The organism is Pacificoceanicola niger, from assembly GCF_048553275.1.
Lineage (GTDB): Bacteria > Pseudomonadota > Alphaproteobacteria > Rhodobacterales > Rhodobacteraceae > Pacificoceanicola.
On record NZ_JBLZMW010000002.1, the window covers coordinates 113742 to 132093 of the forward strand.

The 18352-nt window shown below is 65.1% G+C and carries 20 protein-coding genes; 12 read left to right on the plus strand and 8 right to left on the minus strand.

Going from position 1 to position 18352, the window contains the following annotated elements:
- Nucleotides 1-97: 97 nt before the first annotated feature.
- Both ACN2XU_RS03155 and ACN2XU_RS03160 read right to left on the minus strand, forming a co-directional pair.
- Complete coding sequence (locus ACN2XU_RS03155; RefSeq protein ID WP_419408947.1) at nucleotides 98-511, minus strand: Fur family transcriptional regulator; 414 nt, start codon at nucleotides 509-511, stop codon at nucleotides 98-100.
- A gap of 45 nt (nucleotides 512-556) precedes the next feature.
- Nucleotides 557-1432, minus strand: coding sequence for a DUF533 domain-containing protein (locus tag ACN2XU_RS03160; RefSeq protein ID WP_419408948.1), 876 nt, complete (start codon nucleotides 1430-1432; stop codon nucleotides 557-559).
- Nucleotides 1433-1508: 76 nt separating this feature from the next.
- On the opposite strand from ACN2XU_RS03160, the gene ACN2XU_RS03165 reads away from it, so the two are divergent.
- Nucleotides 1509-2438, plus strand: coding sequence for a DMT family transporter (locus tag ACN2XU_RS03165; protein WP_419408949.1), 930 nt, complete (start codon nucleotides 1509-1511; stop codon nucleotides 2436-2438).
- A gap of 257 nt (nucleotides 2439-2695) precedes the next feature.
- On the opposite strand, the gene ACN2XU_RS03170 is transcribed toward ACN2XU_RS03165, so the two are convergent.
- From ACN2XU_RS03170 to ACN2XU_RS03185, 4 genes are all read right to left on the minus strand, one after another.
- Nucleotides 2696-4114 (minus strand): protein adenylyltransferase SelO, encoded by a 1419-nt coding sequence (locus ACN2XU_RS03170; RefSeq protein WP_419408950.1) that lies wholly within the window; start codon nucleotides 4112-4114, stop codon nucleotides 2696-2698.
- Between the two features lie 3 nt (nucleotides 4115-4117).
- The gene (locus ACN2XU_RS03175) at nucleotides 4118-4594 is read right to left on the minus strand and encodes a GNAT family N-acetyltransferase (protein ID WP_419408951.1); all 477 of its coding nucleotides are present in this window, start codon (nucleotides 4592-4594) and stop codon (nucleotides 4118-4120) included.
- Nucleotides 4591-5037 carry a GNAT family N-acetyltransferase gene (locus ACN2XU_RS03180; RefSeq protein WP_419408952.1) on the minus strand — a complete coding sequence of 149 codons (447 nt, stop codon included), beginning with the start codon at nucleotides 5035-5037 and terminating at the stop codon, nucleotides 4591-4593. The genes ACN2XU_RS03175 and ACN2XU_RS03180 overlap by 4 nt, the downstream gene beginning before the upstream one ends.
- 151 nt (nucleotides 5038-5188) lie before the next feature.
- The gene (locus ACN2XU_RS03185) at nucleotides 5189-6133 is read right to left on the minus strand and encodes a nucleoside hydrolase (protein WP_419408953.1); all 945 of its coding nucleotides are present in this window, start codon (nucleotides 6131-6133) and stop codon (nucleotides 5189-5191) included.
- A 188-nt stretch (nucleotides 6134-6321) separates the two neighbouring features.
- On the opposite strand from ACN2XU_RS03185, the gene ACN2XU_RS03190 reads away from it, so the two are divergent.
- A complete protein-coding gene (locus ACN2XU_RS03190) occupies nucleotides 6322-6504 on the plus strand; it encodes a hypothetical protein (RefSeq protein ID WP_419408954.1) in 183 nt (60 codons plus the stop codon).
- A gap of 31 nt (nucleotides 6505-6535) precedes the next feature.
- Here the strand turns inward: ACN2XU_RS03190 and ACN2XU_RS03195 are convergent, their stop codons facing one another.
- On the minus strand, nucleotides 6536-7483 hold the full coding sequence (locus ACN2XU_RS03195; protein ID WP_419408955.1) for a radical SAM protein: 948 nt from the start codon (nucleotides 7481-7483) through the stop codon (nucleotides 6536-6538).
- A 238-nt stretch (nucleotides 7484-7721) separates the two neighbouring features.
- Here ACN2XU_RS03195 and zwf point away from each other — a divergent pair, with 238 nt between their 5' ends.
- The 4 genes from zwf (at nucleotide 7722) to ACN2XU_RS03215 (ending at nucleotide 12343) form a co-directional block, all read left to right on the plus strand.
- The gene (zwf, locus tag ACN2XU_RS03200; protein WP_419408956.1) at nucleotides 7722-9176 is read left to right on the plus strand and encodes a glucose-6-phosphate dehydrogenase; all 1455 of its coding nucleotides are present in this window, start codon (nucleotides 7722-7724) and stop codon (nucleotides 9174-9176) included.
- A 154-nt stretch (nucleotides 9177-9330) separates the two neighbouring features.
- Complete coding sequence (gene pgl, locus ACN2XU_RS03205) at nucleotides 9331-10008, plus strand: 6-phosphogluconolactonase (protein WP_419408957.1); 678 nt, start codon at nucleotides 9331-9333, stop codon at nucleotides 10006-10008.
- Between the two features lie 4 nt (nucleotides 10009-10012).
- On the plus strand, nucleotides 10013-11590 hold the full coding sequence (pgi, locus tag ACN2XU_RS03210) for a glucose-6-phosphate isomerase (protein ID WP_419408958.1): 1578 nt from the start codon (nucleotides 10013-10015) through the stop codon (nucleotides 11588-11590).
- A 96-nt stretch (nucleotides 11591-11686) separates the two neighbouring features.
- Nucleotides 11687-12343, plus strand: a complete 657-nt coding sequence (locus ACN2XU_RS03215; RefSeq protein WP_419408959.1) for a PRC-barrel domain-containing protein — start codon at nucleotides 11687-11689, stop codon at nucleotides 12341-12343.
- Nucleotides 12344-12428: 85 nt separating this feature from the next.
- On the opposite strand, the gene ACN2XU_RS03220 is transcribed toward ACN2XU_RS03215, so the two are convergent.
- The gene (locus ACN2XU_RS03220) at nucleotides 12429-12860 is read right to left on the minus strand and encodes a cupin domain-containing protein (RefSeq protein WP_419408960.1); all 432 of its coding nucleotides are present in this window, start codon (nucleotides 12858-12860) and stop codon (nucleotides 12429-12431) included.
- A 96-nt stretch (nucleotides 12861-12956) separates the two neighbouring features.
- Between ACN2XU_RS03220 and ACN2XU_RS03225 the strand changes: the two genes are divergently transcribed.
- From ACN2XU_RS03225 to ACN2XU_RS03250, 6 genes are all read left to right on the plus strand, one after another.
- Nucleotides 12957-13571, plus strand: coding sequence for a holin-associated N-acetylmuramidase (locus tag ACN2XU_RS03225; RefSeq protein WP_419408961.1), 615 nt, complete (start codon nucleotides 12957-12959; stop codon nucleotides 13569-13571).
- Nucleotides 13562-14119, plus strand: a complete 558-nt coding sequence (locus ACN2XU_RS03230) for a holin family protein (protein ID WP_419408962.1) — start codon at nucleotides 13562-13564, stop codon at nucleotides 14117-14119. The genes ACN2XU_RS03225 and ACN2XU_RS03230 overlap by 10 nt, the downstream gene beginning before the upstream one ends.
- Before the next feature lie 242 nt (nucleotides 14120-14361).
- Nucleotides 14362-15120, plus strand: a complete 759-nt coding sequence (locus ACN2XU_RS03235; protein WP_419408963.1) for a VPLPA-CTERM sorting domain-containing protein — start codon at nucleotides 14362-14364, stop codon at nucleotides 15118-15120.
- Nucleotides 15121-15309: 189 nt separating this feature from the next.
- Nucleotides 15310-15810, plus strand: a complete 501-nt coding sequence (locus ACN2XU_RS03240; protein WP_419408964.1) for a P-loop nucleotide/nucleoside kinase family protein — start codon at nucleotides 15310-15312, stop codon at nucleotides 15808-15810.
- Nucleotides 15811-15889: 79 nt separating this feature from the next.
- Nucleotides 15890-17857: a heme lyase CcmF/NrfE family subunit gene (locus ACN2XU_RS03245; protein ID WP_419408965.1), complete on the plus strand. Its 1968-nt coding sequence runs from the start codon at nucleotides 15890-15892 to the stop codon at nucleotides 17855-17857.
- Complete coding sequence (locus ACN2XU_RS03250; protein ID WP_419408966.1) at nucleotides 17854-18342, plus strand: cytochrome c-type biogenesis protein; 489 nt, start codon at nucleotides 17854-17856, stop codon at nucleotides 18340-18342. Before ACN2XU_RS03245 ends, ACN2XU_RS03250 begins: the two co-directional genes overlap by 4 nt.
- The last annotated feature ends 10 nt before the right edge of the window (nucleotides 18343-18352 follow it).

An 18352-nucleotide genomic window follows, 5' to 3' on the forward strand; every position in this document is an offset into this window, starting at 1 on the left:
GGATCTGTGTCGTATGTCCCGGTCAGGATGAGGAAGCCGGTCGGCTCCTCATCGCGAAAAGCGGGCCACGTCTTGCAACGTCACCAAAGCAAGACACTCATCGCTTCTTGAGCGGCGTTCCATAGAGTTCCATTCGGTGGCCGGTGAGGCGATAGCCGAGTTTTCGCGCGATTTTCTCCTGCAAAGCCTCGATCTCCGGATCGACGAATTCGATGACCTTGCCGGTTGTCATGTCGATCAGGTGGTCGTGGTGATCGCGTTTGGCATCCTCATAGCGGGCGCGGCCGTCGCCGAAGTCCACCTTGTCGAGAATCCCGGATTCCTCGAAGAGTTTCACAGTGCGGTAGACCGTGGCAATGGAGATGCGCGGATCGACGCGGGCGGCGCGCGCGTGCAGCTCCTCGGCGTCCGGATGATCGCGGGAGGTTTCGAGAACCTCCGCGATCGTCCGGCGCTGACCGGTCATCCGCAGCCCCTTGGCGCGGCATCTTTGCAGGATGGTGTCACTCATAGGCGGGCCTTTGTCGCGGGTTCGACCCTTTTGGCAAAAGCCGCGTCAGGCGTAAAGCGGTTGCAGGCCCATTTGCATGTGCAGCGTGTTCACGGTCGGCTCGTCCAGCTCCATCGCCTTGGCGAGGGCGTCGAGGTACTGGGCCTCTGCTGCCGTGTCGACGCGGATGGTCATCAGCGACGCGCTGTAGACCTGCGTGCGCAGGGGCGGTGGCGTGTCGGCACCGAGGGCCTTTGCATCGACGGGCGCAGCAAGTTGCTCCTGTACGAAGGCCATGTCCGCGTCGTCGGCATCATCGCCCAGGGTTTCCAGGATCTTGGCTTTCTCCGCCGCGTCAATGCCGCCATCGGCCTTGGCCGCCTGGATCATGGCGCGCAGCATGAGGGCGGCCATTTTCTCGCCTTCGGGGTTGCTGTCCTTGGTGTTGAAGGCGTCGAGCATCGCGCCGGCGCCCTTGCCCTGTGCGGCGGCAGCGGCGCCGCCGGCGGCGGCAAGCATGCCCGCCAGGCCGGTGCCGCCGCTGCCGAGTTTGGACAGCAGGCCGGAGCTGTCGGCGCTGGCGGCAGACTGGCCGCCGCCGATGGCACCCATCATTGCGGATAGGTCCATGTTACCAGTCTGGAACTGCTTCATCATGTCGGCCATGGGGTTGCCCCCGGTCGTGTCGCCCATGCCCTGCATCATCGCGCCGAGACCGCCCTGCTTGAAGGTGTCCATCATGGAATTCAGAGGGTTATCAGGCATGTCGGGCATTTTTCCGGAAAGCGCCTGACCCATCTGCGCCTGTGTCGCGCTTGCGGGATGCGCGCCCTTGATCTGTGCGCCGCCTCCGAGCAGGCCGGTTCCGCCCGACAAGCGATCGACGCCCCGCGCCGCGGCGTACCCGATTGCGATCTTGGCCAATGTTCCCATAAGACCCATGACGTTCTCCTTCCCGCTGTGCTGGATTTCTCCCTATCCGCGCAGAGTGGCAGATTTTTCAAGCAGAGTCACAGGGTTGATTGACGACGGCGTCATTCCGGTGTCCATGGCTGGTATGGAACGCAAGGATGGAATGGATCTGGCCGGGGCGGCGGGGATGGTGGCGTTTGCCTCCATTCTGGCGTTGAACCAGGTGGTGATCAAGGTAACGAACGGGGGATTCGGGCCGGTGTTCGGAGCGGGGCTGCGCTCGGTGCTGGCGCTGGGTGTCTTGTTCATCTGGGTGGCCGTGACGCGGCGGCCGATCCGTGGCTTGAGGGAAAGCCTGTGGCCGGGGCTGCTGCTCGGGGTGCTCTTCAGTGTCGAATTTATCTTTTTGTTTCTGGCGCTTGACTATACGACGGTCTCCCGCTCCGCGATCCTGTTCTACTCCATGCCGGTCTGGCTTGCGCTGACGGCGCATTTCGTTTTGCCGGGCGAAGTGCTCTCGGCGCGGCGTATGGTGGGGTTGGTTTTGGCGATGGCGGGGGTTGTGTGGGCGTTGGCGGACCCGGCGAGCCTGCGGGCGGGGAGCCTGTTTGGCGATTCTCTGGCGCTTGGCGGGGCGCTGTGCTGGGCCGGGATCGCGCTCACTGTGCGCCTGACAAAAGTCTCGCAACTCACTGCAGAGACACAACTTTTTTGGCAATTGGCGGTCTCGGCGGTGGTGCTTTGTGCGGTGGCGCCGGGGTTTGGGCCGTTGATGCGGGAGGCGAGCTGGCTGCATTGGGCCGGGATGGGATATCAGGCGGTGCTGGTGGCCAGCCTCGGATTCCTGTTCTGGCTGCGGCTGATGGCGGTCTATCCGGCGTCCGATATTGCGGCATTTTCCTTTTTATCCCCGGTGCTTGCGGTCGGTTTCGGTTGGGCGCTGCTGGACGAGCCGGTGGGTCCGGGCTTCATCGGGGCGCTGGGGCTTGTCGCGGTGGGGATCGTGCTCATCAACCTGCGGCGCAAGCGCCGTTAACGCCCCGTCCGGCGCGGTTAACGGGGCGTCCGGTCCCCCGTTGCGCAGGAGGAGGTATCGAAAGTCGGTACAAAATTCGCCGAGTTCGGTACAAATTGGGGCAGACCAAACCGGCTCGTCCGGAGGCCGTTTCCGGCGTTTGGTACGATTCTCCCCGAGTTTGGTACAAAACCCGACGTGGGCATGAGGCTTTGCCCCCTGCCAGCGTCCGATTGCGCATTCCCTTGCGGCAAGGAGCGTTAACCCCTCGCGTGACGTTACGTCCCGCAGAAGGTCGCGGTGACTTCCTGATCGCGGGTCGGGGCGGTGCGTAGATCCGCGAACTCGGGGGCACTCTCGTAGGGATTGGCCAGCGCCGCGCCCAAGCGGTGGAAGAGGTCGTCGTCGCCCTGAACGGATGCGGCGATCATCTCTTCGATGCGGTGATTGCGCGGGATGATCGCCGGGTTGCTGCGCGCCATGAGCGCCTGCGGCTCCGGCTCATCCGTGATGCGCTCCTGCCAGCGGGCGTGCCACGCATCGAAGGCGTCGCGGTCGGCGATCTGGTCGCGGGCGGTGCCGTCCACAAGCGCGCGGAAGGTGTTGGTAAAGTCCGAGGCACCGTTTTGCATGAGCATGAGCAGATCCCCGATGAGCTGTGCGTCCTCGGGGGCGGGCTCTGAAATGCCGAGCTTGGCGGCAAAGCGCCGGGTCCATTCGGCGCGCAGGGTGTCGGCGGCGGCGTGGATGATCTCGGTAAACGCGGTGACGGCCTTGTCCTGGTCGTCGGTGAGCGGAACGAGGGCGGTGGCGAGCTGCGCCATGTTCCACAGGATGATGTCCGCCTGCGCTGCATAGGCATAGCGCCCGAAGCGGTCGATCGAGGAGAAGCGTTTGTCCGGGTGGTAGGCGTCGAGGAAGGCGCAGGGGCCATAGTCGATGGTCTCGCCCGAGAGGGTGCAGTTGTCTGTGTTCATCACGCCGTGGATGAAGCCCAGCGACATCCAGTGCGCAACGAGGCGGGTCTGCCGGTCGCAGACCTCGGCCAGCATGTCGGCGGGGGTGTGCGCCTCCGGGTAATGGCGGCCCTGTGTGTAGTCGAAGAGGGTTTGCAGCGTGTCGTAATCGCGGCGGGCGGCGAAGACCTGAAAGGTGCCGACGCGGATGTGGCTGGAGGCGACACGGGTGAGCACCGCGCCGGGCAGGGGCCGGTCGCGGATGACCTCTTCGCCGGTGCGGGTGGCGGCGAGGGCGCGGGTGGTTGGCACGCCAAGCGCGTGCATGGCCTCGGAGACGACGTATTCGCGCAGCACCGGGCCGAGCCACGCGCGGCCATCCCCCCGGCGGGCGAAGGGCGTGGGGCCGGAGCCTTTGAGCTGAATGTCGCGGCGAATGCCGTTGGTGTCGACGACCTCGCCCAGCAGCACGGCGCGGCCATCGCCAAGCTGGGGATTGAAGTTGCCGAACTGATGCCCGGCATAGAGCTGGGCGATGGGGGTTGCGCCTTCGGGCAGTGCCGTGCCGGCGAAGAGCGCGGCCAGGCGCGGATCGTCGGTGCCGGTGATGCCAAGCTCCGCCGCGAGCGGCGCGTTGAAGGCGATGAGCGAGGGCGCCTTGACAGGGGTCGGGCGCTGCGGGGCGAAAAAGCCCTGAGGCAGGCGCGCATAGCTGTTGTCGAAGGGGATGTGCAGGGTCATGGGCTACAGATAGTCCGGATCGAGCGGTTTTTCCATGGTGATGGAGGTGGGTCGGGTGAAACCGGGGTGTGCCTTCTGCGCGGTTTTGACAAAGCCGAGGGCGGCGAAGGCGGCGTGGTTGCCGGTGAGTTCGATGCGGGTTTCGAGCTGGAGCTTCGGCAGGGTCAGGCGGCGGGCGAGGGTTTCGGCCGCCGCGATGAAGGCGCGGCCAAGGCCGCTGCGCTGCGCGTCGGGGGCGATGGCGAGTTTGCCGATGTAGAGCGCGTCCGGGCGCGGCGCGAAAAAGGCGCATCCGGTCAGCGGCGTACCGCATAGGTAGAGGTGCTCGCTCCGGGCTTTCGCGGCGAGGGATTGCGGTGTCAGGCGGTGCGCGGAGGAGGGCGGGTCGATGATCCCGTCCATCTCGGCAAAGCTGCGGCGGATCAAGGTCAGCAGCGCGTCCCAGTCGGAGAAATCGGCGGGCGCGGGGGCGGGCGTCACAGGATGCGGCTCATGTACATCTGGTCCTCGCGCGGGGCAAAGCGGGCGCGGCGGTAGAAGCCGATGAGCCGTTCGTCCGAGCGCGCGGCTTCGAGGTGCAGGGCCTTGACCCCGGCTTCCTTCATGGCCTTGGCAATGCCGTTCAGCGCCTCGAACCCCATGCCGCGCTTGCGCACGGCGGGGCGGATGTACAGCTCGTCGACGATGGCGTCGAGACCGCCGAACTCAAGGCTCCAGCCGAAGGTGATGCAGATGTAGCCGACCGGCGCGCGGCGCGGTCCGATGAGCCAGATCGCGCCATGCGGCGAGCCGTCGAGGATCGGGGCGACGGCCTGCGTGATGTGATCGGCATCGCTGGCGAAGCCTTTCTCGGCGTGGAAGGCGGCGACGAGCGGCAGAAGCTTGTCCGCGTCCTCTTCGGCGGCGAGATGGAGCGATTTCATGGGACCTGTCCGCAAATGATGTGTTGCGGGCGGACCCTATGCCCGTGGCCGGGGCGAGGCAAGCGGCGGAGGGGGATTTGCGCGGTGTCGGGGCGGGATCGGCGGAGGGGCGCCGTTCGCGCCCCGCCGCCCGTCCCGCCGCCCGGATTGATCAGCGCAGCCGTGCCAGGCGGTCGGTCAGCAGGGCGAAAAAGTGGTCCGCATCGAGATCCCCGATAAAGAGCGCGTTGGGTTTGCGGTCGGTGACGCCCCACCAGTCGGCAACGGTCATGCCACGGCAGAGCGCGCTGTCGCATTCGATCTCGACGTTGATGTGACGGCCGGAGAACAGGTGCGGCGCGATCAGGTAGGCGGTGACGCAGGGGTCGTGCAGGGGCGCGCCTTCGGAGCCGTATTTGGCCAGGTCGAACCGTTCGAAGAAGTCGGTCATCGCCGCGACGGCGGTGCCGACCGGGGTGCCAAGCGCGCGGAAGGCGTCATTGCGCGGAGTGGTGACGAGGGCCTTGTGGGTGGCGTCGAGCGGCAGCACGACAATCGGCACGCCGGAACCGAAGACGATCCTGGCCGCCTCGGGGTCGACGTAGATGTTGAATTCGGCGGTCGGGGTGATGTTGCCGACCTCGAAATAGGCGCCGCCCATGAGCACGATCTGTTCGATTTTCCCGGCGATCTCTGGCGCGCGCTGCAGCGCGGCGGCGATGTTGGTCAGCGGCCCGAGGGGGCAGAGGGTGACGGTGCCCGACGGTTCGGCGCGCAGGGTTTCGATGAGGTAATCGACCGCGTGCTGGTCCTGCAGCGGCATGGTCGGCTCGGGCAGGACGGGGCCGTCGAGGCCTGTCTTGCCGTGCACGTGTTCGGCGGTGACGAGATCGCGCCCGAGGGGGCGGTCGCAGCCGGCGAAGATCTTCATGTCGGGACGGTTCGCCAGCTCGCAGACGATGCGCGCGTTGCGCGTGGTCAGATCGAGCGGCACGTTGCCGGCGACACAGGTGATGCCGAGCACCTCCAGCTCTTCGGGGGAGGCGAGGGCGAGAAGGATGGCGACCGCGTCGTCCTGTCCTGGGTCGGTGTCGATGATGATCTTGCGCGCGGTCATGACGCTCTCCTGCTGATTTTTGCCTTGGGATGGCACGGCCACGGGGGCCGCGCAAGGGAGCGCCGATCACGCAGGGGGACCGGTGTGCTCTGCTGAGGGCCGGAAATCCCAAAGCCTACCGTCATATCTGTTTAAGGTTGAGCACTTTTCCCATTGAATGCCGCCTAAATGAGCGCTCTAAGAACTGAATGCAAGTTCGCCTGTTTCGCTGCAAAGCCTGCAATCACCGTTATCGCCTCGGGGTAAGTACCTGCGGGTATTGTTTCCGTGGCACTGCGCTTTGGAACCGCTGGTGGTTCTGGCTTGGGGTGATTGCGGCGGCGGTGGCCGCGGCGGTCTGGTTTTCCGCCTGGGACATCGGGGCGCGCTGAGGCAGGCGGGGCCTGCCTTGACCGGCGGGTGTCAGGCGGAACAGGACGCGCCGCCCAGGACGCAGAATTTCGCACAATGCGGATGGTTGAGCGCAACGTCGCGTTCGGCCTCTTCCAGCGTCTCGCCCAGCTCGAATTCCGGCTCGTAGGGCAGCAGCGTGCAGGCCAGCACGGCGGGGCGGGCCGCCCCCTTGCGTTTGACCACCATGCGCGAGGAGGCGCACATGACGCTGTCCGGGGATTTGTTCAGAATGCCCCAGCAGGCAGAGGTGATTTCCGGCACCTCGACGGCGGCGTCCATTTCCGGAAACAGCACCGTCATGCCGGGATTGCCCGCGTCGATGTCAAAGCCTTCGCGTTCGTAGAGCGCGGCATAGCCCGCGCGCGACTCCGCCTCTGTTTCGTGCCACATGGTGCGCCCGGCAACCGCCATGCGGACCCCGGCGTCGCGCAGCCATCGCATGCCTTCGAGGGTTTTGTCGAAAGCGCCGGTGCCGCGCTCCGTGTCGTGATGGTCAGCGGACCAGTGATCGACGGAGATGCGCAGGGTCAGCTTGTCGCCGTAGTCCCGGACCAGTGCGCGCAGCCCGTCCAGCACGCGGCGGCGCATCATCGGGCGCATGGCGTTGGTGAGGATGAGCACCGCGTACCCGCGCGAAAGGGCGGCGCGGGCCATGGCGATCATCTCGGGGTTCATGAAAGGCTCGCCGCCGGTAAAGGCGATCTCGGTCACGCCCCAGTTGCGCGCGGTGAGTTGATCGAGATAGTCCACGACCTCGGCCTCGGTGATATAGACCAGCCGGTCATTCTCGGGCGAGCTTTCGATGTAGCAATTGGCGCAGGTGATGTTGCACAGCGTGCCGGTGTTGAACCACAGCGTCTGTGGATTGGTCAGGGCGACATGGGCGCGCGCGCTGCCATCGGCGGTGACATGCGGATCGAGAAATTTGCCTGCGTTGGCGCTGACGCTGTCTTTCATGACACAAAACTCCTGCCTTTTCTTTCACCTAGACCGAAACCCGGGCCTGCGGCCAGCCCGCAGATTTTGGCTGACGCCATTGTGAAGCAGCACATCCCTGTTAGACTCGGGCGAAAAGCTGGGCTACAAGTCGGGCAAGTTAGCGCTAACGTGGCCTTTGGCCGCGCGGGGCCGACGTTGATTGACACGCCAATGGCGCGCCGTCCGGGACGGAGCGCGGAGCAATAGGAAACGAGCCATGGTTTCACGCGTCATTCCAGTGGATCCCTTCGATCTGGTCATTTTCGGCGGCACCGGGGATCTTGCCCGGCGCAAGATCCTGCCGGGGCTGTTCCGGCGCTTCTGTTCGGGGCAAATGCCGGAGGGGGCGCGGATCATCGGGGCTGCGCGCTCTGACATGGACGACGCGGGCTTTCGCGAGATGGTGGCGGACGCGATTCGCGAGTTCGGCGGCGGGCGCGCCTGCGAGGATGGGACGCTGGAGGCGTTCCTTGAGCACATCCTTTACGAGACGGTGGATGCAAAGGGCGATGGCGGCTGGGAGGCGCTCAAGGGGCGGCTGCGGCCGGGATTTGTGCGGGCGTTCTATTTCTCCGTGGGGCCGTCGCTGTTTGGCGATCTGGCGGAGCGGCTGCGGCATTTCGGGTTGGCCGATGATGACAGCCGCGTGGTGGTCGAAAAGCCGTTTGGCCACGATCTGGCCTCGGCCAAGGCACTGAACAAGGCGTTGGCGGAGCATTTCGACGAAACCCAGATTTACCGGATCGACCATTATCTGGGCAAGGAAACGGTGCAGAACCTGATGGCGGTGCGCTTTGGCAACGTGCTGTTCGAGCCGCTGTGGAATGCGCAATACGTCGATCACATCCAGATCACCGTGGCCGAGACCGTCGGTGTGGGCGGCCGGGGCGAGTATTACGACAAGTCCGGCGCGATGCGGGACATGGTACAAAATCACCTGATGCAGCTTTTGTGCCTGATTGCCATGGAGCCGCCGGCGCGGTTCGAGCCGGATTCGGTGCGCGACGAAAAGCTCAAGGTGATCCGCGCCCTCGACCCGGTTCTGCCGCATCACATCGTGCGCGGACAGTATGACAAGGCGGGCGATCTGCCGGGATACCGCGAGGATGCGGGCGATCCGCGCTCGACCACCGAGAGCTTCATCGCGATGAAATGCCATGTGTCGAACTGGCGGTGGGCGGGCACGCCGATCTATTTGCGCACCGGCAAGAAGCTGCGTGCGCGGGCCAGCGAGATCGCGGTGGTGTTCAAGGATGCGCCGCATTCGATTTTCGGCGAGGAGGCGGGGCGGCACCGCAATATCCTGACCATCCGGCTGCAGCCGAACGAGGGCATGGAGCTTGGCGTGACGATCAAGGAGCCGGGTCCGGGGGGGATGCGGTTGCTCGACGTGCCGCTCGACATGAGCTTTGCCGATGCGCTGGGGCCGGACGCCGAAGAGGTGCCGGACGCCTACGAGCGGCTGATCATGGACGTGATCCGGGGCAACCAGACGCTGTTCATGCGCGGCGACGAGGTGGAGGCGGCCTGGGCCTGGACCGATCCGATCATCGAGGGGTGGAAGGCGCGCGGCGAGGTGCCCAAGCCCTATGACGTGGGCAGCTCCGGCCCGGATGACAGCCTGATGCTGCTGCACCGGGATGGCCGCAAGTGGCGGGATATCCGGACGTGATCCGTACGAACGCCATCAGGCATGACCGCGCGGGTTGGTGCACACGGGAGACCCGTGGGAGACGGACGCAAGTGGCGGGATATCCGGCCGTAAGGCAGGAACGCTCCGTTCAGCGGGGCGTTTTCCTTTCGCGAAACGAGCAGGACATGGACGCATGACTTACGAATTTGTGGAATACGACGACCGCGAGGTGCTGGCCATCGGGCTTGCCAATCGGTTGGCGGGGGATCTGGTGGCGGCGCTTGGCCATAACGAGCGGGTGAGCTTTGCGGTGCCGGGCGGCACGTCGCCGGGGCCGGTGTTTGACGATCTGTGCGCCGCGCGACTGGATTGGGATCGGGTCGATGTGCTGCTGACCGATGAGCGCTGGGTGCCGGAGGATCACGAACGGTCCAACACCCGGCTGCTTCGGGAGCGGTTGCTGGTCGAGCGGGCGGCGAATGCGCGCTATCTGCCGCTCTATGCGCCTTTTCCGGAGCCGGAGGGCGCGCTTGAGGCGCTGGCCGAACCCATCGCGGCGAACATGCCGCTGGCGGTTGTGCTGCTGGGGATGGGGGCGGATACGCATACGGCGTCGCTCTTTCCCGGGGCGGACCGGCTGGAAGAAGGCTTGAGCGCCAGGGCGCCGGTGCTGCTGCCGATGCGGGCGCCGGGCGCGCCGGAGCCGCGCATCACGCTGACCGCGCCGGTGCTGGACGGGGCGCTGGCCAAGCATGTGCTGATCTACGGGGCCGAAAAGCGGGCGGCTTTGGAGGCGGCAAGAGGCAAACCGGCGCTGGAGGCGCCGATCAACGCGGTGCTGTCCGGCGCCACGGTTCATTGGGCGGAGTGAAACCATGTTCGATAGCTTGAAAGACAAGGCGGCGGGGCTGGGCGATCGCCGGATCGCGGATCTGTTCGCAAACGAGGGGCGGGCGGAGGCGTTCAGTCTCAGCGCGCTCGGGATGCTCTTTGATTATTCCAAGACGCAGATCGACGAGGACATCCGCGCCACGCTGCTGGCGCTGGCCGAGACGGCGCAGGTGCCGGTGCGGCGCGATGCGATGTTCGCCGGACAGAAGATCAATGAAACCGAGGGGCGGGCGGTGCTGCATACCGCCCTGCGCAACCTCGATGCGCGGCCCGTGCTTGTGGATGGCGTGGACGTGATGCCCGGCGTTCTGGAGACGCTGGCGCGGATGGAGGCGCAGGCCGAGGCGGTGCGCGGCAGCGATGTGACCGATGTGGTCAATATCGGCATCGGAGGCTCGGATCTTGGGCCCGCGATGGCGGTTCTGGCGCTGGCGCCGTATCACGACGGGCCGCGCTGCCATTTCGTGAGCAACGTCGACGGGGCGGATATTGCCGATACGCTCAAGCATTGCGACCCGGAGCGCACGGTGTTCGTGGTGGCCTCCAAGACCTTTACCACCATCGAGACGATGACCAATGCCGCCACCGCCAAGGCCTGGCTGAAGGAGCGGGGCGTGAGCGACGCGGGCAAGTTCATTGCCCTGTCGTCGAACGTACGGAAGGCCGGTGAATTCGGCATTCCCGAAGAGCGGGTGTTCGGCTTCGAGGATTGGGTCGGCGGGCGGTATTCGATGTGGGGGCCGATTGGCCTGTCGCTGATGATCGCCATCGGGCCAGACAATTTCCGCGCCTTCCTGCGCGGCGGGCAGGCGATGGACCGGCATTTTGTCGAGGCGCCTTTGGCGCAGAACATGCCGGTGCTGCTGGCGCTGGTGGGGATCTGGCACAATCAGGGGCTGGGGCACGGGACGCGGGCTGTGCTGCCTTATGACAACCGCCTGTCGCGCTTTCCGGCCTATCTGCAGCAGATGGAGATGGAGAGCAACGGCAAGGGCGTTGCGATGGACGGCAGCGATCTGCCGTATAACTCGGGGCCTGTGGTCTGGGGCGAGCCGGGCACGAACGGCCAGCATGCGTTCTATCAGCTGATCCATCAGGGGACGCGGGTTGTGCCCTGCGAATTCATGGTGGCGGCCGAGGGCCATGAGCCCGCGCTGCGCCACCATCACGACCTGCTGATCGCCAATTGCCTTGCGCAGTCCGAAGCGCTGATGCGCGGGCGGTCTCTGGACGAGGCGCGCGCGAAGGTGGCGGGCGATTTCGAAGAGGATGAGCTGGAACGGCAGGCGCGGCACCGGGTGTTTCCGGGCAATCGGCCCTCGACCACGCTGATCTATCGCAAGCTTGATCCGCAGACGCTCGGGATGGTGATCGCGCTCTATGAGCACCGGGTTTTCGTGGAAGGTGTGATCCTCGACGTCAATTCCTATGATCAATGGGGGGTTGAGTTGGGCAAGGAGCTGGCCACGGCGCTTGGCCCAATGGTCACGGGCGAGATCGCGGTAAGCGGAAAAGACGCGTCGACGGCACAGCTCATTGGTTTCGTAAAGGAAAATCGCTGACCTTGCGGAAGCTTTGCAAAAAAATTGAAAACCTAAGGAACGAATATCGGCTGATTGCGGTTGTCTAATCAAACAACGAACGAAGGAGTTCTGATTATGAAACGCACCACGATGACTGCAATCGCTACCCTCATGGTTGTGCCGGGCTTCGCTCTGGCCGAAAGCCACGCCAACGCGGACGCCGACGCCAAGATGAAGACCGAGCAGTCCGAAATGGCCGAAGGCGCCGAGACCATGGCGCAGGAAGCCGAGACCGAGATGGCCGAAGGCGCAGAGGCGGTTGAGAACGCTGCCGAAGCGACAGGCGAAGCCGTTGCCGATGGTGCGGACGCTGCTGGCGAGATGGCCAACGACGCCGCAACCGAAATGGCCGAGACCGCTGACGAGATGACCGATGGCATGACGGATATGGCCCAGTTCATCCGCACCCGCGACATCACCGGCGGTGCCGTCTACACCATGCAGCAGAGCAGCGATGCCGTTTGGGATGGCGATCTGATGTATGACACGGTTGGTGAGAACTGGGACAAGGTCGGTGAGATCGAGGACGTTGTCCTGAGCGCGTCCGGCGAGTTCAAGGGCATCATTGCCGAGGTCGGTGGCTTTCTTGATATCGGTGACAAGCACATCATGCTGCCGATCGACAATGTGAAGCTCGTGCCCGTGGACGATGCCAGCTATGCCATCGTGACGCCGTACTCGCTCGACGAGCTGAAGGGTATGGAAGGCGTTGACGAAGCTTCCTGGAACTGAGCCAAAGTTCCCTCTCAAAGGCATGTAACGAGTTTTGCGCCCGGACTTCGGTCCGGGCGTTTTTTCGTGCGCCTGCGGTCTTGTGTCAGGGGATGTCGAAACCAGGCGGGGCGAGTTCGAAGCCTTCGAACTGAAAGGCCGGGGAGACGGTGCAGCCGACAAGTGTCCAGTCGCCGGTGCTGCGCGCCGCCTGCCAGTGCTGCTCTGGCACGATGAGTTGCGGGCGCTGCCCGGCGGCGAGGTCGGGGCCGAGGGTCAGATCCCGGCGCGGGCCGCTTGCGGTGGCGGCAAGGGACAGGATCAGCGGGCTGCCCGCGTAGAAGTGCCAGATCTCCGCCGCATCGACGCGGTGCCAATGGCTGCGCTCGCCTGCCTTCAGCAAGAAATAGATGCACGTTCCGGCAGGGCGCGGAACACCGGATTCGGCGATCCATGTCTGGCGGTAGTGACCGCCTTCGGGGTGTGGCTCCAGCTTCAGAAGATCTATGATTTCATCGGCTTGCATGGTATTTTTCATGAGGTCTCCGGAGCACCGCGCGCTGCTCTCAAAATTGGTTAACTCCTCTCGCCAATCCTGTGCCGACACAGAACCGCTTCGAGCAGGAGGCATGAAATGGCACAGAGCGTACGGCAGATGGCCGAGGAAATCGTTGCCCGCGAGGGCGGCTATGTCAATGATCCCGACGATCCGGGCGGGGCGACGAAATACGGCGTCACGATCCACACCATGCGCCGGCTTGGGCTGGATCTGGACGGCGATGGCGGGGTGACGGCGGAGGATGTGAAGCGGCTCAGCCGGGAGCAGGCGGTGGAGATCTTTCTGCAGCACTACTTCCTGCGCCCGCGCATCGCGGAGCTGCCCGCGCCGCTGCATGTGACGGTGTTTGACATGTATGTCAACGCGGGTGCCAATGCGGTGAAGATCCTGCAGCGGCTTCTGATCGACATGGATGAGCCGGTGAGCGTGGATGGCGTCATCGGGCCGCGCACGATTGCGGCGACGGCACGGGCCTGTGCCAAGGCCCCGTCGCATATCGTGGACGCCTATGGGATCGCCAGGCGGAATTATTACTTCGGGATCGCGGATCGCCGTCCGGCCTCGCGCAAATATGCGCGGACGCGGGCCGGGGGCAAGGGCGGCTGGATCAAGCGCGCGGAGGAGTTCATCTCGCGGCGTTATCACATGTCAGACGCGGAGTTTGCCGCGCGGGTGGCGTCATGGGGATGATCGAAGGGCTGTTCGGCCTGCTGTTCGGCGGCGGGCGCAACGTGGTGGCGCAGACGGCGGAGGTGTTCCGCGTGAACGCAGAGGCAGAGGCGGCGCGTGGCGCGGGTTTGCAGTCCGCGGCGCTGGAGCAATTCGGGCGCGAGTTTCGCGTGGTGCGGCGCGGCTGGTTCGACCGTTTGATGGATGCGCTCAACCGGTTGCCGCGGCCGATGATGGCGCTGGGGACCATGGGGATGTTCGTGGCGGCCATGGTCGATCCGGTGTGGTTCGCTGCGCGCATGGCGGGGATCGCGCTGGTGCCGGAGCCGCTGTGGTGGCTGCTCGGGGCGATTGTCAGCTTTTACTTCGGCGCGCGCCATCAGGCGAAGGGGCAGGAGTTCCAGCGCGAGGTGGCAGCGAGCATGGCGGCGGTGCCGCAGGTGGTGCAGACCGTGCGCGACGTCGAAGCGCTGCGGGCCGCGCCGCCGGTGCCCGCGCTGGACAGTCCGCAGATGGGGGAGCCCACGGGTGCCAATCCGGCGTTGGAGGATTGGCGGATCGGACGTTGAGCGGCGGTGTGCGGGGCATAGCCCCGCCCTACGCGCCGTTGCGCCGCCGCAGGGATCGGGGCGCAGCGGTCCGCGTTGCGATCAAGGCGCCTCGCCCGTGCAGGCCGGTCACGAAAGGGGGCCACGCGTCCGCTGCGCCGTTGACAGAATTTCGAAGTCATGGATAGATTTGGCGCGATTTTAACAAGACTATTGGTGAGACCGTGATCCGAACAACTTTGGCCGCCTTGGCGGTATTTTCCATGACAAGCGCGGCAGAGGCCGTGCCGGTGACCTATGAGATGGACCTGACCGTCTCTTATGGCTCTGCCTACGGGGGGTCGGCGATCCTTGCGCCGGTGACCTGGACCTTCGGGTTCACTTTTGACCCCGACACCATCACCCCGACAAGCGCGACGTCTCTCGGTTACAACAGCAGTACGCTTTATGGTCAGGGGTCCGGGGTGACGGGGTATCTGCGCAAGGGGTCCGAAACCGCGACAGTTGATTGGGTCGAAGCGCAGTTTTCCACGGCCTCGCTGGACCGTCACAGCTTTACCATCCGCTACGTCATCGACGGGCGCGTGCCGCATTATGATCCGGCGTGTTACCCGATCGGCGGGCTGAGATGTCCCGATACCGATCAGAATGACGGGCTGAGCTTTACCACCGCAAGCGGCGGCGCGAGTGGCATTGATGCCAACCGGGTTCAGTTTTCGTTTGGCGGCAACCGCAGCACGCCGCGCTACTTCACCGGCCCGGGCACATTGGCCAGCACGTCGTTGGATTGGCTGGACGATCCGGCGGTGCTCAACGGAGGAAACATGTCGGTTTATGGCTATGGGGTCGCGGGATCGAGCTATGGCGCCCTGTCGGCCACATCCGAACCCACCACAAGCAGCCTGCGGACGGTGTCGGCGGTGCCGTTGCCTGCGAGCGCGGCCTTGCTGGTCGGGGCGCTTGGCGGGCTGGGCGCGCTGCGCCGGAGCCGCAGGCGCACCGCGGAGAAACACGCCGTCTGACCCTCCCCGCGCAGGCAAAAGCCGCGCCGCCATGGACAGCCAGGCAGGTTGCGTGGCATAGGACCGGCCATGTCCGATGTCGATCTGCGCCCGGCGGCGCGTTCCTTTGAGCGAATTATCAACCCGGTCTGAGCATTCAGGCCGGGTCTGACCGATTCGACATAAGGAAATGATATTGGGACTGAAATCATGTCTGATGACACGAGGCTGCACATGCTGTGTGGCAAGATATGCGCGGGGAAATCCACGCTGGCACGGGCGCTTGCGCAGCGCAGCGGCACGGTGGTGATCGCGGAGGATGACTGGCTGAGCCGGTTGTACGGCGACCAGATGCGGACAATCGACGATTATGTGCGCTGTTCGGCGGCGCTGCAGGGCGTGATGGGGCCGCATGTGGCGGCGCTGCTTGGGGCGGGGGGCACTGTGGTGCTCGACTTTCCGGCAAACACGAAGGGCCAGCGGCGCTGGATGCGGCGTATCGTCGAGCAGACGGGCGTGGGCCATGCGCTGCATGTGCTGGACCTGCCCGATGAGGTGCTTCTGGCGCGGTTGCGGGAGCGGAACGCTTCGGGGACGCATCCCTTCGCGGTGAGCGATGCGGAGTTCAGGGCGATCTCGGCGCATTTTCAGCCACCGGACGCGGAGGAGGGCTTTGCGATTGTCCGTCACGGAGGCGGGGCGGACGGCTAGCCGTTGCTTGCGACAATGTGAACGCGGCGCCGCGCCAATTCCGATTGGCCAGACGCCGCACACAGCCTATAAGAGAGACATGATTACAGAGCTCGGACACTTCGCCCTGATCCTCGCCTTTCTTGTGGCCTGTGTTCAGATGATCGTACCCATGCTGGGCGCCTCGATGAACAGGCCCGGGTGGATGGCCGTCGCCGAACCGGCGGCGACCGCGCAGTTTGCGCTCGTGGGAATTGCCTTTGCGGCGCTGACCCATGCCTTTGTCACCTCGGATTTCTCGCTCCAGCTGGTGTACAATAACAGCCATTCGGCCAAGCCGATGCTCTACAAGGTCAGCGGTGTCTGGGGCAATCACGAGGGCAGCATGCTGCTCTGGTGCCTGATTCTGGCGCTGTTCGGGGCGACGGCGGCGTGGTTCGGCGGCAACCTGCCACCCAGCCTCAAGGCGCGGGTCCTGTCGGTGCAGGCCTCGATCGGGGTGGCGTTTCTGGCGTTCACGCTCTTTACCTCGAACCCCTTCCTGCGCATGGGCGTCGCGCCGATGGACGGCACCGACCTCAATCCGCTGCTGCAGGATCCGGGCCTCGCGTTCCATCCGCCGTTCCTCTATCTCGGCTATGTCGGGCTGAGCATCTGTTTCAGCTTTGCGGTGGCGGCGCTGCTCGAAGGGCGTGTGGATGCGGCCTGGGCGCGCTGGGTGCGGCCCTGGACCCTGGCGGCCTGGGTTTTCCTGACCATTGGCATCGCCCTGGGATCGTGGTGGGCCTATTACGAGCTTGGCTGGGGCGGGTTCTGGTTCTGGGACCCGGTAGAGAACGCCTCGTTCATGCCGTGGCTCTTTGCCGCCGCCCTGCTGCATTCGGCCATCGTGGTCGAAAAGCGGGAGGCGCTGAAAAGCTGGACCGTGTTGCTGGCCATTCTTGCCTTTGGCTTTTCGCTCATCGGCACGTTCATCGTGCGCTCCGGGGTGCTGACCTCGGTGCATGCCTTTGCCAATGATCCGGAGCGGGGGGTGTTCATCCTTGCGATCCTGATGTTCTTTACGGGTGGGGCGCTGACGCTGTTCGCGGCGCGGGCCAGCGTGATGGAGGCCAAGGGGGTCTTTGGCGTTGTCAGCCGCGAGAGCGCGCTTGTCGCGAACAACATCCTGCTGGCGGTCTCGGCCTTCGTGGTTTTTGTCGGCACGCTCTGGCCGCTGGTCGCGGAGATGGCGTTTGACCGCAAGCTGTCGGTCGGCGCGCCGTTCTTCGACATGGCCTTTCCGCCGTTCATGGTGATGCTTGGGCTGATCCTGCCGATTGGCGCGATGATCGGCTGGAAACGCGGCAAGGTCGGGCGGATTCTCAAGATGCTGGTGCCGGCCTTTGTGCTGGCGGTGGCCGTGGCGGGGCTTGTCTGGGCGATGCAGACCGACCGGTCGCTGCTTGGCCCGGTGGGCGTGTTCCTTGGGACATGGCTGGTGGCGGGGGCGGCGACGGACCTGTGGTCGCGCACCGGTCAGACGCGCGATCTGGGACGGTTGCTGCGGCTGCCGCGCTCCGAATGGGGCAAGGCGGTGGCGCATGCCGGTCTTGGCATCACGATGATCGGTGTTGCGGGGCTGACGGCCTGGGATCAGGAAGACATTCGCGTGGCTCAGCCCGGCGAGGCCTATGCCGTCGGGGCGTTCCAGATAGAATTGGTCGATGTGCAGCGGGTGCAGGGGCCGAACTGGTTCGCCACACGGGGTGACGTGATCGTCCGTCAGGACGGCGAGCAGATCGCGCGGCTCTACCCGGAGAAACGCGACTATCCGGTTGCCAAGATGCCGACCACCGAAGCGGCGATTGACTATCGCTTCATGCGGGACGTCTATGTTGTGATCGGGGATGCGCAGGACGGCGGCGGCTGGGTGATCCGGACCTATATCAAACCGCTGGCCAACTGGATCTGGGCTGGCTGTCTGATCATGTCGTTCGGTGGCCTGCTGAGCCTGTCGGACCGGCGCTATCGCGTCGCGGCGGGGGCCCGGAAAACTGCAAAGATCCAGGGGGTTCCGGCGGAATGACCCTTCTCGCGCGCGTGCGGGGTACAACCCCGCCCTACATACTGGCGGCGCTCTTGGCGGTGATCGCCACAGTGGCCATGGCGGTGCAGCCGGACGAGATGCTGGACGATCCGGCGCAGGAAGCACGGGCGCGGGAGATCTCCGCGGGCCTGCGCTGCCTTGTTTGCCAGAACGAGAGTATTGACGAGAGCCATGCCTCGCTTGCGCGGGATCTGCGTATCCTCGTGCGCGAGCGCATCACAGAAGGCGACACGAACGAGGAGGTCGTGGCCTTCATCGTCGATCGTTATGGCGAGTTTGTCCTGCTCAAACCAACGACCGGCGGTTGGAACTGGATGCTCTGGGCGTCCGGTCCCTTGCTCTTTGTCATGGCGCTGGCCGTGGCGGGCGTCTATCTGCGCCGACGTTCGCGCGCACCTGCGACCACCGAAGAAGGGCTGACTGCGGACGAGCAGGCCCGGCTGGACGAACTTCTGAAGGAGTGAGCCCGGCCGC